Raw genomic sequence first — 15,482 nt, 5'->3', positions numbered from 1 at the left:
TTGGGTAACAGGCGGTACTCGTCATGGCTGATCGTCACGATTACGTGGCCCTTGAATGGCTGAAGGGCGAAATCGCCGAAACGCTGCGTCAAGCCCGCAACGAGCTGGATGCTTTCATCGAGGACCCGGCCAACAGTGCGGCGATGGCCGAGTGCCTGAACCTTGTGCACCAGGTTCACGGCAGCCTGCAGATGATAGAGTTTTATGGTGCTGCGTTGCTGGCCGAGGAAATCGAGCAACTGGCACTGGCGGTCCAGCAGAACCGCGTCAGTCATCCCGTCGAGTCCGAGCAACTGTTGATCCAGGCCATGAGTCAGTTGCCGGTTTATCTGGAACGTATTCACTCGGCGCGTCGGGATCTGCCGCTGGTGGTCTTGCCATTGCTCAATGATTTGCGCAGTGCGCGGGGCGAAAGTCTGCTCTCGGAAACCAGCCTGTTCGCCCCGCAACTGGTCGTCGTCCCGGCGCTCGACGACCAGGAGCTGGCGCGGCGTGATACCCCGGAATTGCCAAACCTGCTGCGCAAACTGCGCCAGACCCTGCAGGCGGCGTTGGCGGGGCTGATGCGCGAGCAGGGCGTTCAGACCCAGCTCGGTTATATGGCCAAGGTCTTTGCCCGGCTGGAACAGTTATGCGAAGACGCGCCGCTCGGTCCGCTCTGGCGAATCGCGTCGGCACTGGTCGAAACCATGCTCAACGGCAACTTCACCAACAGCCCGGCCCTGCGCAGCCTGCTGAAGGATGCCGACAAGGAACTCAAGCGCCTGGCCGAGCAGGGCGTGACGGGCATCAACCAGCCCGCCCCTGAAGAGCTGCTGAAAAGCCTGCTGTTCTACATCGCCAAGTCCGACAGCCTGGCGCCGAAGATGCTCGATCTCAAGGACCAGTACGCCTTGGCCGATGCCTTGCCAGGCAGTGACGTGGTCAATGAAGAGCGTGCGCGAATGGCTGGCCCGGATCGCGATGCGATGCGCTCGGTGATCGTGGCCTTGTGCGAAGGGCTGGTCAGGGTCAAGGAACGGCTCGACGTGTTCGTACGCGGAGACCGCCAGCATGTCAGCGAGCTCAACGCATTGCTGCCGCCGTTGCGGCAGATTGCCGATACCCTGGCAGTGCTAGGCTTCGGCCAGCCGCGCAAGGTCATCATCGATCAGTTGTCTGTCGTCCTCGGTCTTGCCCAGGGCCAGCGCGAGCCCAGTGACGGCGCGCTGATGGACGTCGCGGGTGCCTTGCTCTACGTCGAATCCACCCTGGCGGGTATGGCCGGCAGCAACGAGCAGGCCAGTCGCGAAGAAAGCCGCCTGCCAACCACTGATCTGACGCAGATTCATCAACTGGTGATTCGCGAAGCCCGTGCGGTGTTGCAGCAGGCCAAGGACGTTATTCTCGATTACATCGATGGCGAGTGGGACCGGCAGCGGCTCGACCCGCTTTGCGCGCTGATCGTGCAGGTTCGCGGTGCCCTGGCCATGATCCCGCTGGCCCGTGCCGCCAGCCTGCTGGCCGCGTGCAACGAATACATTCAGGAACACTTGCTGGTGGACGAAACCCGTCCCGCCTGGGTTCAGCTCGATTGCCTGGCCGACACCATTACCGGCATCGAGTATTACCTTGAGCGCATGCTCGAGGACCATGAAGCGCCGGGTGATCAAGTCCTCGACATGGCCCAGCAAAGCCTGGCGCGTCTGGGCTACACGCCTGCTGCGGACACCCTTGAGGTGCCGTTGCTCGAAGAAATCATCACTCAGGACGAATTGCTGGAGCTGGACGATCGCAAGGCGCTGGTCAGCCCTACGCAAACCATTGCTCAGGTTCTGGCCAGCCCGGTTTCTGCAGTCAATCCGCCTGCGCGCAACGCGCCTACCAGCCTGCTGCCGCCTTCGGCCGGAGAAGAGGCGGTAGATGAAGAGCTGCGCGATGTTTTCCTGGAGGAAGCTGACGAGGTGCTCGACGCGCTGCGCGAGTACCTGCCGCGCTGGTTTGCCTCGCTCGGCAGCGGCGGCCACTGGGACAGCACCGCACTCACCGAAGTACGCCGGGCATTTCATACCCTCAAGGGCAGCGGCCGGATGGTGCGTGCGCTGATCCTCGGCGAACTGGCCTGGTCGGTGGAGAACCTGCTCAACCGGGTGCTGGAGGGCGATGTGCTGCCGGGGCTTGAAGTTCAGCAACTGATGAGCGAAGTGCTGGCGCTGTTGCCGTCGGTGATCCGCGATTTTGCCGATGATGCGCAGCGCCAGCGTAACGATGTCGACCTGCTCGCGGCGCGTGCCCACGCGCTGGCCAATGGGCTTGAACCGCCGGTGCTGCCTGCGTCCGGTGATCCGGTGGCAGGCGAAACGCTTGATCCGCAGTTGCTGGATATTTTCCGTCAGGAAGCCCTTGGGCATCTGAATACCCTTGCCCGCTTCCTCGACAGCGCCGAACAATCGGCATCGCCTTCGATAAGCGACGCAGTGCTGCGTGCGCTGCACACGCTCAAGGGCAGCGCGCATATGGCCGGCGTGCTGCCGATTGCCGAGCTGGCCAGCCCGCTTGACCAGATGGTGCGTGAATACAAGGCCAACCTGATTGCTATCGGTGCGCCTGAACTCGGTCTGCTGCGCAGTGCAGAGCCGCTGCTGCACAGGGGACTTGAGCAACTGGACACGACCCCGCTGGCGGCCATTCCGGGTGCGGCAGAGCTGATCGAAGCGGCCCTGGCGCTGCTCAATGACCGGCTCACCGTGGTGCTGCGCGAGTCGGACAGTGGTCTGCGGATCAAGCGTAACCCCACGCTGCTGGCCAGTTTTCTGGCCGAAGGCATGGACATCGTGCTGGACGCTGAAAACCTGTTGCGACGCTGGCGTCAGCACCCGGGCGAACGCCAGGAACTGAGCGCGCTGCTCGATGAACTGACCACGCTTGGTCATGGTGCGCATCTGGCCGATCTGCCGCAGGTCGATGAGCTGTGCGAAGCCTTGCTCGACCTCTATGGTGCGGTCGAGGAAAGCAGCCTGGCGGTCAGCGAACGTTTTTTCGATGCGGCAGAGAACGCCCACGAAGCCTTGATCAACATGCTTGATCAGGTGGCGGCGGGGCAGGATGTCGAACCGCGTCCCGAATGCGTGCGTGCCTTGAATCAATTGCTGGATCAGGCGCTGGATCCTTCGGCGACCGGGCTGGTCAAGAGCGATGGTCATCGGACCTTGAGCGTTACCGAACTCAACGCGGCCACCGAACAATTGGCCAGTGAGGCCGAGCCCGCCGAGACTGCCGGTCCGGACGATGAGATCGTCGAGATATTTCTCGAAGAAGCCGTCGATATTCTCGACAGCGCCGGTCAGGCGCTGCAACGCTGGCTGGCCGATCCGGAAAACCCGGCACCGCTGGCCTCGCTGCAGCGCGACCTGCATACCCTGAAGGGCGGTGCACGGATGGCTGAAGTCGCCGAGGTCGGCGACCTTGCCCACGAGCTGGAAAACCTCTATGAAGGCCTGATCGACCGGCGCTTCAACCATTCGCCGACGCTGGCCGAACTGCTGCATGAGAGTCACGACCACCTGGCGATTCTGCTGGAGCAACTGTATCGGCAGGAAGCGCTCGGCGACCCGTCGGCGTTGATCGAGGCGCTGCGCCGCTGTCGCACGATCGAGAACACCGGGCCCGACATGCAGGTGCCGCCTGCCGCCAGCGAAGATGTTCCTGAACACGACAGCGAGCTGCGAGAAACCTTCCTCGAGGAGGGGTTCGATATCCTTGAAAGCTCCGGCGCGGCGCTGGCCCGGTGGCAAGCCGATCCGCACAATCTGCTGGAAGTCGAAAACCTGTTGCGCGACCTGCACACCCTCAAGGGGGGCGCGCGCATGGTTGAAGTCGCCCCGATAGGTGACCTGGCACACGAGCTGGAAACGCTTTACGAGGGGCTTTCGGCCGGCAGTCTGCAACCTGCGCCATTGATGATCGGCCTGTTGCAAAGCGGCCACGATGTGCTGGCCGACATGCTCGACGCGGTGCGTAACGAAAAGCCGCTGCCTGATGCCACGTTGTTGATTGACAGCATCCGCAGGCTGGCCAGCGACCAGCCGGTGGGTGAACCGGTGGTTGCACAAGCCCAGGAAGCCGGTCTGGAGCCCGTTGTGGCGGTTGCTCCTGCGGCCGACGGCGAGGTCGAGCGCAGTGGGCCGGAAATGGTCAAGGTGCCTGCCGAGCAACTGGAGGAGTTGGTCAATCTGGCCGGTGAAACATCTATCTTCCGTGGCCGGATCGAACAGCAGATTCTGGATTCTCAGGTTGCACTTGTAGAGATGGAAACCACCATCGAGCGGATGCGCGATCAATTGCGTCGTCTGGACATGGAAACCCAGGGCCGTATTCTCAGCCGGGAACAGGTCCAGGCCGAGCGGCTGGGTTATGAAGAGTTCGACCCGCTGGAAATGGACCGCCATTCTCAATTACAGCAGTTGTCGCGGGCGCTTTTCGAGTCTGCCTCCGACCTGATGGACCTCAAGGAAACCCTCGGTGCTCGAGCACGCGACGCTGAAACACTGCTGTCGCAGCAGGCCAGGGTCAACACCCAGCTTCAGGAAGGTCTGATGCGTACGCGCATGGTGCCGTTCGAGCGACTGGTGCCGCGCTTGCGCCGCGTGGTACGCCAGGTCGCTTCGGAGTTGCACAAGAAAGTCCATTTCGAGGTTGGCAATGCCGACGGTGAAATGGATCGCAATGTATTGGAACGGATGGTCGCGCCGTTGGAGCACATGCTGCGCAATGCGGTTGATCATGGCCTTGAAAGCACTGAAAAACGCATCGCTGCCGGCAAGTCGGCAGAGGGCCATATCAGTCTGGAACTGATGTACGAAGGCGGCGATATGGTCATCGAACTGAGCGATGACGGCTCGGGGGTCGATCTGGCGGCAGTTCGCCGCAAGGCCATCAAGCGCGGCATGATTCATCCGGATGCCGATCTGTCCGACCATGAAGTGTTGCCGTTCATTCTGCAGGCGGGTTTTTCCACCAGCGAGATCATCACCCAGATTTCCGGACGTGGCGTCGGTATGGATGTGGTGCATGCCGAGGTCAAACAGCTGGGCGGCTCGATGGTCATCGACTCGGTGCCGGGCAAGGGCACGCGCTTTCGTATTCGTCTGCCGATTTCAGTCTCGGTCAACCGGGCGTTGATGGTGACCTGTGGTGAAGAGCAGTACGCGGTACCGCTCAATACCGTCGATGGCATCGTACGCGTCATGGCCAATGAGCTGGACGGCTATTACCAGGCCAGCCCGCCGCGCTATCAATACGGCGGGCGCAGTTACGAGTTGCGCTACCTGGGCGAATTGCTGGGCAGCAGTCCGCCCAGACTGGCCGGGCAATTGCAGCCGCTGCCGGTGTTGCTGGTGCACTTGCAGGATCAATGGGTGGCGGTGCAGGTCGATGCGCTGGCCGGTTCGCGCGAGATTGTGGTCAAGAGTCTTGGCACGCAGTTCTCCAGGGTGCAGGGTATCTCTGGCGCAACCATTCTTGGTGACGGTCGTGTGGTCCTGATTCTTGACTTGATGGCGCAGATTCGCACCCTGCAGGGCTTGCCTTTCAGAGGGCTTATGGCACCTGTCTATCACGAAGTCGAGCACGCCAGGCCGTTGCTGGTGATGGTGGTGGACGATTCGGTGACAGTACGCAAGGTCACCAGCCGGTTGCTTGAGCGCCATGGCATGCATGTGCTGACGGCCAAGGACGGTATTGACGCCATGACCCTGTTGCAGGAACACACGCCTGACATCATGTTGCTCGACATCGAAATGCCGCGTATGGATGGCTTTGAAGTGGCCAGCCAGATCCGTCAGGACCAACAGCTCAAGGCACTGCCCATCATCATGATCACCTCCCGCTCGGGCCAGAAACACCGCGACCGGGCCATGGCAGTGGGCGTCAACGAGTACCTGAGCAAGCCTTATCAGGAGACCGTGTTGCTGGAGAGCATCGCTTACTGGAGTCAGGTTCATGTCTGAAGGTACGTTCCAGACCAGTCGTCTGACCAGTCTGACCGGTCTGCTGCTGCCGTTGAGCGACCGCCACCTGCTGCTGCCCAATGTCGCCGTTGCCGAGTTGATCGACTACCAGGACTGCAGCGCAGAGCCGGACGCTCCCGAGTGGTATCTGGGGCCTATCAGCTGGCGCGAGCTGACCTTGCCGCTGCTCAGCTTCGAAGCCGCTTGCGGAGGCCGCACCCGTGTGGGTGGCCGGGCCCGGATTGTCGTGCTCAATGCGCTGGGCGGGCGCAACGACGTCAGGTTCATCGCCCTGCTGACCCAAGGCATTCCACGCTCGTGCAAGGTCGACAGCCAGCTGAGTTACGTCGACGTACCGCTGGCGGAACTGGAACTGGCCGCCGTCCAGATCGGCGAAACCGTGGCACGCATTCCCGACCTGGAAGGGCTGGAGCAATGGTTGGTGGATGCGGGGCTGTCATAGGTAAAGAGGACGCGGAGCGTCCGGAACGGCATGCGACGCGGAGCGTCGCACGATAGTCAGGTTATCGTTCCTCACGCTCCAGCGTGGGAATGCCGTGCGTGGCGCTCTGCGTCACAAATCTTCGCCGCGCCGCAGAGTCAGCATCGGACGCGGAGCGTCGCACGATAGTCAGGTTATCGTTCCGCACGCTCCAGCGTGGGAATGCCGTGGGTGATGCTCTGCGTCACAAATCTGTGCCGCACCACACCGTCAGGATCGGACGCAGAGCGTCCAGAACGGCATGCGACGCGGAGCGCCGCACGATAGTCAGGTTATCGCCCACGCGGAGCATGGGTAGGATAGGGAAGCAAAAGCCTCACGACGAACAGCTGATTTCCAGGTGCTTGCCCCAGTCCGGTGGACGCTGGGCGTAGCCTTGCATGTCGGTTTGTTCGGTGAAGGGCGTGCAGAGCACCTGATGCAGGCGGCGGACTTCTTCGTAGTCGCCTTTTTCCGCCGCGGCGATAGCGTTCTGGGCCAGGTAGTTGCGCAGGATGTACAGCGGATTGACCGCGTGCATGCGTGTTTTACGCTCCTGCTCGGTGCCGTTGTCCTCGCTGGCAATACGTGCCAGATACGCTTCTGCCCAGCCATCGAAGCCCTTGATGTCGACAAAGTCGTCGCGCAATGTGCGCAGCGCTTCTGCGGCTGGCTGATCACCCAGGCGGCGGAAAAACAGGGTGTAGTCCACGCCACTGTTCTGCATCAGCTTCAACAATTGGTTGACCCGTTGTTCGTCCTGCTCTTGGGCAATGGTCAGGCCCAGGCGACGACGCATCAGGTCCAGGTAGTGCGCTTGATAAAGCGGCAGGAACAAGCCGATAGTCTCGCGTAATGCTTCCACGCTGATGAACGGCGTCAGCGCCTGCGCCAGTGCGCTCAGGTTCCATTGTGCGATAGGCACCTGGTTGCTGAAGGAGTAGCGGCCCTCGTGATCGGAGTGGTTGCAGATGAAGTGCTCGTCGAAATCATCCAGAAACGCAAACGGTCCGAAATCGAAGGTAATGCCCAGAATCGACATGTTATCGGTGTTCATCACGCCGTGGCAGAAACCGTAGGCCTGCCACTTGGCAATCAGTTCGGCGTTGCGCTCGACTATTTCGCGGAACATCGCCAGATACGGCTCGGGCTGCTCCTGACAATGCGGGTAATGCATCGTCAGTACATGTTCGGCCAGTGTCTTCAGCTGCTCCGGCTGTTTGGTATAGAAAAAGTATTCAAGACTGCCAAAACGTACATGGCTCTGTGCCAGGCGCAGCACCATGGCAGCATGCTCTTGGGTTTCGCGCCATACCGGCGTGCTGGAGCTGACCACACAACCTGCACGGCTGCTGGGGATCCCCAGAGCGTGCAGGGCTTCAGATGCCAGAAATTCGCGGATGGACGAACGCAGCACGGCGCGTCCATCGCCCATCCGCGAATAGGGTGTGCGGCCCGCGCCCTTGAGGTGCAAGTCCCAGTGTTCGCCTGCATCGTTATAGACTTCGCCCAGCAACAGTCCGCGGCCGTCGCCCAGGCGCGGATTGTAGGAGCCAAATTGATGCCCGGAATAGACCATCGCCCGTGGCTCTGCTTCGGACCATAGCTTGTGGCCGCTGAATATTTCTGCGAACAACGGCAGATCGGCCTGTTCAGGGGCCAGGTCCAATAGCGCCAGAGCCGACTGGCTGGCGACCACAAGCTGCGGCGCATCGATGGGCTCGGGCAGCACGGATGTGGAGAACGCATCGCCCAGGCGGGCAAAGCGGTTGTCGAAAATGAGTTCGTCGAGTGCTTTCAAAGCGTGTCGCCTCCAGAGGGGAATTTCAGGCTTTCAACGAAGCGGCGGCCTGCCTGGCTCGTCGGGCGTGTTTCAACGGTCAGAACCCGTAGACCGGGCCCTTGAGTGGTAGTTCTGATGATGAGCCCGCTGCCCGGACTATCGGTTCCGGCTTCGCTCGTAGGCGGCCAGAATCGTGCGCTCCGATTGCACCAGATAATCTTCGAGCATACGGGTCGCTTCATCGGTCTTGCCAGCATCAAGGCGGCCGAGCACGGCGGCGTTCATGTCCAGATAAGGCGAATGCATCAGCTCGGGATTGTTGAGCAGGCCGAAGGCCAGCCGCAACTCGGCCGATATCTGCGCATAAAACGCCACCAGTCGCGGGCTGTCGGACAGTTCAACGATGGCCTTGTGAAACATCATGTTGGCGGTGCCCACGGCAATCCAGTCATTGGCTTCGCGGGCGCGCACGCCTGCTTCGACCGCATCGCGCATGTGCAGCACGCCCGGATGCTGTGGGTACGCCTGGGCAATCGCCCTGCACTCGATGAAGCGCCGAATACGGTAAATATCGATGATAGAGGCTATGTCAGGCTTGGCCACGGTCACTCCGCGATTGGGCTCATGCGTGAGCAACCCCTCGCGGGTCAGGATTCTGAAGGCTTCTCTCAAGGTGTTACGGGAAATCTGCAGGCTTTCGGCCAACGCGGCTTCGGAGAGGCGTTGACCGGGGACCAGCTCGCCCTCAACCAGCATTCTGCGAAGCTCTGTGGTGATGGATTCTCCAAGGGTGCGAGGGAGGGCAGAAGCAGCGTCATTCATAAAGGGTCCAGAGAGATAAAAGCCGAGTCGATATTCCACGACAGCTCATTGGCTGGCAAGGACCAAGGCCGTCCGATGCTTCATGAGGTAGCACATATGAGTCACTGCGTAACAACATGGTGCATGTGGTTGAATCATTGATAATGGATTGTTCAACAATATTATCCTTATGTATCTACAGCTTGGCGCACTTGATTGATCGTTGGCATGCTCATTGCTCTGGCAGGTTACCCCCTCACCTCAGGAATGCCGCCGTGACACAGACTGCCAATGAGTTCACCAAGGCGCGCCGCGCCTCTTTGATCGCCGCGATCTTCATGATGGCGACCTCTGCCATCGGTCCTGGCTTTCTGACCCAGACAGCCACGTTCACCGCGACTCTGGGAGCGGCGTTTGCCTTCGGCATCCTGGCGTCGATTCTGATCGACTTCGTGGTCCAGCTGAATGTCTGGCGTATCGTTACGCTGACCAGAATGCGTGCATCTGACCTGGCCAACGCGGCAATTCCCGGCAGCGGTTATCTGCTCGCGGTGCTGGTCATCTTCGGCGGTCTGGTGTTCAGTCTGGGCAACATCGCCGGTGCGGGCCTGGGCTTGAATGCGCTGACCGGTCTTGATCCCAAATGGGGCGGTGCCTTGAGCGCGCTGATCGCCATCGCGATCTTCTCGTCGCACCGTGCGGGCATCGCGATGGACCGCATCATGATGGTACTGGGCACGTTGAAAGTCTGCCTGATCCTCTTCGCTGCCTTTGCATCGCATCCGCCGTTGGGCGAAGCGCTGCGCCAGACAGTATTGCCGGACATGGTCGACTTCGCGGCCATCACCACCATTGTCGGCGGGACCGTCGGCGGCTATATCACTTACGCAGGTGCCCACCGTTTGCTGGACCGCGGTACGGTCGGGGTGGAAAACATTGATGTGGTATCCAAGGCTGCACTCACCGGGATTCTGGTCACCGGCATCGCCCGCTACGTGCTGTTTCTGGCGATTCTGGGTGTGGTTGCCAGCGGGGTCGTCATTGATGTGTCCGGCCAGGGCGCAAACCCCGCAGCCCAGGCCTTTGGTGCTGCTGCCGGCAACTTCGGTCTGATGATGTTCGGTCTGGTGCTCTGGGCTGCCGGTATCAGCAGCGTTATCGGTGCCTCCTATACTTCCATGTCGTTCATCACGGTGTTTTCCAAGCGCATCACCGAGCGAGCGCGCAATCTGGCGACGGTCGGCTTTATTCTGATCACTGTGGTCGTATACGTGATGTGGGGCAAGCCACCGGCCGCGCTGCTGGTGTTTGCCGGTGGCTTCAACGGTCTGATCCTGCCTCTGGGCCTGAGCATTTTCATGTACGTCGGCTGGCGTCGTTCCGACCTGATGGACGGCTATCACTACCCTCGCTGGCTGTTGGTACTGGGTGTTCTGACTTGCCTGTTGTCGTGGTACATGGCGTTCAAATCGGCAGGAGCCATCTTTGCCTTTATCAATGCAGCCTGATTTCGGAGAACAAGAAATGCCTGCGATAGACCTTAACAGTGACCTTGGTGAAAGCTTCGGCGCCTGGAGCATGGGCGACGACGAAGCGATTCTCGATGTGGTCAGCAGCGCCAACGTGGCCTGCGGTTTTCATGCCGGTGACCCGGCCGGCATTCTGCGTACCCTTGAGGCCGCAGCGGCCCGGGGCGTTGCCATCGGCGCGCATGTGGCCTACCCGGACCTGGTAGGGTTCGGTCGCCGTAACATGGACATCCCGAGCGACCAGCTGACCGCCGATGTCATCTATCAGATCGGCGCGCTTCAGGGCCTGGCCCGCAGCGCAGGCACGAGCGTGACCTACGTCAAACCGCACGGTGCGCTGTACAACACCATCGCTGGCGATCAGCGTCAGGCAACGGCGGTCATTCAGGCGCTACTGCGCATTGACCCTGCGCTGAAACTGGTGTGTCTGGCCAATTCGCCATTGCTCGACTGGGCGCGTGAAGCGGGGCTGTCCTGCGTCGCCGAGGCATTCGCTGACCGTGCCTACACCCCTGAAGGCACGCTGGTGTCCCGCTCGCGTCCCGGTGCCGTTCTGCACGATGCCGAGCTGATCGCCGAGCGCATGCTGCGCCTGGTTCGCGAAGGCACTATCGAGGCTGAAGATGGCCGCGAAATCAGCCTGCAGGCCGATTCGATCTGCGTCCATGGCGACAGTCCGGGTGCGGTGAACATCGCCCGCATCCTGAAAGATCGTTTGCACAACGCAGGCATCACCGTCCGCGCATTCACTCGAGGCTGATCATGAACTCACTGCAACACGCCCGCGAGGCTGCCAGCGCTGCCCGTGCCCGCTACCGCGATGGTTTCGTCTCACCGACCGCTGGCGAAGCACCCGGTCTGACCCAATGCAACATGATCACGCTGCCGCGTGAATGGGCGTATGACTTTCTGCTGTTCGCGCAACGCAACCCGCAAGCCTGCCCGGTGCTTGATGTGACAGAGCCCGGCAGCCACACCACACTTCTGGCCGAGCAGGCGGATCTGCGCACCGATCTGCCGCTGTATCGCGTCTGGCGCGATGGCCAGCTGGCCGAAGAGCTCAGTGACGTCAGCCACATATGGACGCAGCACACTGATCTGGTCAGCTTTCTGATCGGTTGCAGTTTTACGTTCGAGACCGACCTGATGAATGCTGGTATCGATGTGCGGCATATCAGCGAAGGCTGCAATGTGCCGATGTACCGCAGCAATCGGGTCTGTCGCCCGGCCGGGCGTCTGCAGGGCAACATGGTGGTGTCGATGCGACCGATCCCGGCAGACAGGGTCGCCGAAGCGGCGCGCATCACCGGGCGTTATCCCGGTGTGCACGGCGCGCCGGTACATGTCGGCGAGCCTGGACTGCTCGGCATCAAAGACCTGGCGAGCCCTGATTTTGGCGATGCCGTGACGATCGGGCCCGGCGAGATTCCGGTGTTCTGGGCCTGCGGCGTGACGCCCCAGGCGGTGGTCATGGCGTCTCGCGTACCGTTTGCGATTTCCCACGCTCCGGGCCACATGTTCATCACCGATATCCCGGACAGCTACTACCACGTATAGGAGAGGCTCATGCGTTTCTACCCGGCCAACCTGGATGCGCTCCTGGTTGAACTGTCGAATCTGGACGAGACCCTGGCCCTGTTCGAATCGCTGCAGCAGCAACCTGTCGCTGGCGTGGAGGAAATCGTTCCGGCAGCGCGAACGTTACTGGTGCATTTTCGCCCCGCAGCCGTCAGCTTCGAAGCGCTGGCGGCGCAGATTGCTTCGCGTGACATTCGCGGCACCGCTCGCGAGCCCGGCAAGCTGATTGAAATACCCGTGCATTACAACGGCGAAGACCTGGCCGATGTCGCCCGGGAACTGGACATCAGCGTCGAAGAAGTGATCAAGCGCCACACCGGCAGCGACTACAACGTCGCGTTTTGCGGCTTCGCGCCCGGTTTTGCCTATCTGAGCGGCGGTGCCGGGTTCGTGGTGCCGCGGCGCAGTACGCCACGTACGCGCATTCCCGCTGGCGCAGTGGCGCTGGCCGGTGGTTTCAGCGGTATTTATCCACAGGCCAGTCCTGGCGGCTGGCAGATCATCGGTGTGACTCACTCGACAATGTGGGATCTGGGCCGGGACGAGCCAGCCTTGCTCCAGCCTGGCTACCGTGTGCGTTTTCAAGACGCCGGACCGCTGCCAGTGACCAGCGTGTCGGTGGCTGCGCCCGCTCGTCAGCAGGTTTCGACGATCACCGAAGACTATCTGCAGATCGTGGCGCCGGGTCTGCAGACGCTGTTTCAGGATCTGGGTCGCCCCGGTCGGGCGGGGCAGGGTGTTTCCGCATCGGGCGCACTGGATCGTGGCGCACTGCGGGCGGCCAATCGCGCAGTCGGCAATGATCCGGGCACCGCTTGCCTGGAAATTCTCATGGGCGGCCTGACGTTCACCTGCCAGGGGCAGACTGTCGTCGCGATAACTGGCGCGCAGGTATCGGTAGAGGTCATGACCGTCGATGGTCAGCGGCTACAGCCGCCTCTCTACGTACCATTTGTATTGCACAGCGGCGATCAGGTAGACATCGGTTCGCCCACCGCAGGTCTGCGCAGTTACCTGGCGGTTCGCGGCGGTTTTGTTCATGAGCCAGTGCTGGGTAGTCTTTCTACCGACACGCTGGCCCAGGTTGGCCCTGCCGCGCTGGCGGCCGGCGATCGATTGGGCTTCAAGCGCAGGGCAGGCGGCGTTGCCGTGTCGGTGGCCGAACAACCGGCATTCGATATGCCGCGTGCCGATCAGGTCATCACGCTGGATGTGGTCATGGGCCCGCGCAGTGACTGGTTCACCGCCGAGGCGCAGGCGCTGCTCGCGCAACAGACCTGGCTGGTCACGCCGCAATCCAACCGGATCGGTATCCGCCTGGCCGGGGAGCAGGCGCTGGAGCGCGCCGTCAGTGGCGAACTGCCCAGCGAAGGCACCACGGTTGGTGCCATTCAGGTGCCACCCAGCGGCCAGCCGGTGCTGTTTCTGGCCGATCACCCGCTGACCGGCGGTTACCCGGTTATTGGTGCAGTTGCCACCTACCATCTGGACAAGGCCGGGCAGATCCCGGTCAACGCCCGCATTCGTTTCAACCCGCTGAGCGCCTTCGAGCCAGTGCGCCCCGCCACTTCAGACGAGACCAATAACAGATGAAAAAGGTTCTGATTGCCAACCGTGGCGAAATTGCCGTTCGTATTGCCCGTGCCTGCCGTGACTACGGAGTCGCCTCGGTGGCGGTGTATGCCGATGCCGACATTGATGCGCTGCATGTGCATCAGGCCGACGAGGCCTATGGCCTGCAGGGCGAGCGCCCGACCGACACCTATCTGAATATCGAGAAACTGCTGGCAGTTGCCGCTCGTGCCGGTGCCGACGCGGTTCACCCAGGCTACGGATTTCTCTCCGAACGCGCCGATTTCGCTCGCGCCGTGATCGACGCAGGCCTGACCTGGATCGGCCCGGACCCGGCAACCATCGATGCACTGGGTGACAAGGTTCAGGCCCGGCGTATCGCCCTGAAAGTCGGCGCGCCGTTGGTGGCCGGTACTGAAAACCCGGTGAGCGATGCTTCTGAAGTGGTCGCGTTTGCCGAACAACATGGCTTGCCGATTGCCATCAAAGCCGCATTTGGTGGCGGCGGTCGTGGCTTGAAGGTTGCCTGGAAGCTCGATGAAGTCCGCGAACTGTACGAGTCTGCCGTGCGTGAGGCGGTGACCGCATTCGGCCGTGGCGAGTGTTTCGTCGAACGCTTTCTGGATCGCCCAAGGCACATCGAGGCGCAGATCATCGCTGACCGGCATGGCCGGGTGGTCGTGGTCGGCACCCGCGATTGCTCGCTGCAACGCCGCAACCAGAAGCTGATCGAGGAGGCACCAGCGCCTTATCTGAATGACGAACTGCGCCAGCGCATTCACGAGTCGGCCCGTGCGGTCTGCGCCGAAGCGGGCTATGTCGGTGCCGGTACGGTGGAGTTCCTGCTCAGCGGCGATGGCACCCTGTCGTTCCTGGAGGTCAACACGCGCTTGCAGGTGGAACACCCGGTCACTGAAGAAACCAGTGGTGTGGATCTGGTTATCGAACAACTTCGTGTGGCCGACGGTTTGCCACTGTCGTTCGAAGGCACACCTGTGCCGCGCGGCCACAGCTTTGAATTTCGCATCAACGCCGAAGATGCAGGCAACGGCTTTCTGCCAACGCCGGGCGCGATCGATGTATTCCAGCCGCCGTCCGGTCCGGGCGTGCGTCTGGACACCGGCGTGACAGAAGGCTCACGCGTCTCACCGAACTTCGACTCGATGATTGCCAAGCTGATCGTCACCGGCGCAACCCGCGAGCAGGCCATCAGCCGCGCCCGTCGTGCGCTGGCCGAGTTCAAGGTGGAAGGTGTCGCCACTGTGCTGCCGTTCCATCGGGCAGTCATGGACCACGACGATTTCACCGCAGCCGATACCTTCGCCGTTCACACCCGCTGGATCGAAACCGACTTCGCCGAACAGGTCGCAATCGCTCCGCGCAGCACGGTGCCGGTCGACACGGGCGTACTGCGCACCTTCGTCGAAATCGACGGCAAGCGCCACGAACTGGGCCTGCCTGCTGCGCTGCTGCGTGGCATGAGCCTGAACACTGCCGCACCGGCTGACGCCAGCCAGCCACCGGCCGACGCCCCGGACCCGCACGCAGTGCTGACGCCGGTAGCGGGTAACCTGCATGCCTGGGCGGTTGAAGACGGTGCGACGGTAGAGAAGGGGCAGGTGATCGCGATCATGGAGGCGATGAAGATGGAAACATCGATTCTGGCACCGTGTGCCGGGACGCTGCAGATCGGCAAAGCGCCTGGGGAATATCTGGAGGCGAAGGTGGTGATTGGGCGGGTTGAGGCCTGA

The 15,482-nt window shown here is 61.7% G+C and carries 9 protein-coding genes; 7 read left to right on the top strand and 2 right to left on the bottom strand.

The window, feature by feature from the left end; all coding sequences use genetic code 11:
• The first annotated feature begins 23 nt into the window (after window positions 1-23).
• Together ALO80_RS20765 and ALO80_RS20760 are read left to right on the top strand one after the other, a co-directional pair.
• Window positions 24-5,987, top strand: coding sequence for an Hpt domain-containing protein (locus ALO80_RS20765; RefSeq protein WP_055010356.1), 5,964 nt, complete (start codon window positions 24-26; stop codon window positions 5,985-5,987).
• Window positions 5,980-6,450 carry a chemotaxis protein CheW gene (locus ALO80_RS20760; protein ID WP_044344666.1) on the top strand — a complete coding sequence of 157 codons (471 nt, stop codon included), beginning with the start codon at window positions 5,980-5,982 and terminating at the stop codon, window positions 6,448-6,450. Before ALO80_RS20765 ends, ALO80_RS20760 begins: the two co-directional genes overlap by 8 nt.
• 355 nt (window positions 6,451-6,805) lie before the next feature.
• Here ALO80_RS20760 and selO read toward each other — a convergent pair whose 3' ends face one another.
• Both selO and ALO80_RS20750 read right to left on the bottom strand, forming a co-directional pair.
• Complete coding sequence (gene selO / locus ALO80_RS20755) at window positions 6,806-8,269, bottom strand: protein adenylyltransferase SelO (RefSeq protein ID WP_055010355.1); 1,464 nt, start codon at window positions 8,267-8,269, stop codon at window positions 6,806-6,808.
• 138 nt (window positions 8,270-8,407) lie between these two features.
• A complete protein-coding gene (locus ALO80_RS20750; protein ID WP_082427215.1) occupies window positions 8,408-9,073 on the bottom strand; it encodes a GntR family transcriptional regulator in 666 nt (221 codons plus the stop codon).
• Window positions 9,074-9,327: 254 nt separating this feature from the next.
• Between ALO80_RS20750 and ALO80_RS20745 the strand changes: the two genes are divergently transcribed.
• The 5 genes from ALO80_RS20745 to ALO80_RS20725 are packed head-to-tail and all read left to right on the top strand — an operon-like array spanning window position 9,328 to window position 15,482.
• Window positions 9,328-10,560, top strand: a complete 1,233-nt coding sequence (locus ALO80_RS20745; RefSeq protein ID WP_054986144.1) for an NRAMP family divalent metal transporter — start codon at window positions 9,328-9,330, stop codon at window positions 10,558-10,560.
• Between the two features lie 16 nt (window positions 10,561-10,576).
• Window positions 10,577-11,341 (top strand): LamB/YcsF family protein, encoded by a 765-nt coding sequence (locus tag ALO80_RS20740; RefSeq protein ID WP_055010387.1) that lies wholly within the window; start codon window positions 10,577-10,579, stop codon window positions 11,339-11,341.
• 2 nt (window positions 11,342-11,343) lie between these two features.
• On the top strand, window positions 11,344-12,138 hold the full coding sequence (locus ALO80_RS20735; RefSeq protein WP_055010354.1) for a putative hydro-lyase: 795 nt from the start codon (window positions 11,344-11,346) through the stop codon (window positions 12,136-12,138).
• Between the two features lie 9 nt (window positions 12,139-12,147).
• Window positions 12,148-13,752: a 5-oxoprolinase subunit B/C family protein gene (locus ALO80_RS20730; protein ID WP_055010353.1), complete on the top strand. Its 1,605-nt coding sequence runs from the start codon at window positions 12,148-12,150 to the stop codon at window positions 13,750-13,752.
• Complete coding sequence (locus ALO80_RS20725; protein ID WP_055010352.1) at window positions 13,749-15,482, top strand: acetyl/propionyl/methylcrotonyl-CoA carboxylase subunit alpha; 1,734 nt, start codon at window positions 13,749-13,751, stop codon at window positions 15,480-15,482. The genes ALO80_RS20730 and ALO80_RS20725 overlap by 4 nt, the downstream gene beginning before the upstream one ends.

This window comes from Pseudomonas caricapapayae (genome assembly GCF_001400735.1).
In the GTDB taxonomy this organism is placed as follows: Bacteria; Pseudomonadota; Gammaproteobacteria; order Pseudomonadales; family Pseudomonadaceae; genus Aquipseudomonas; species Aquipseudomonas caricapapayae.
The sequence above is the reverse complement of the archived record's forward strand: the minus strand, read 5'-3'. Positions and strand labels throughout refer to the sequence as shown.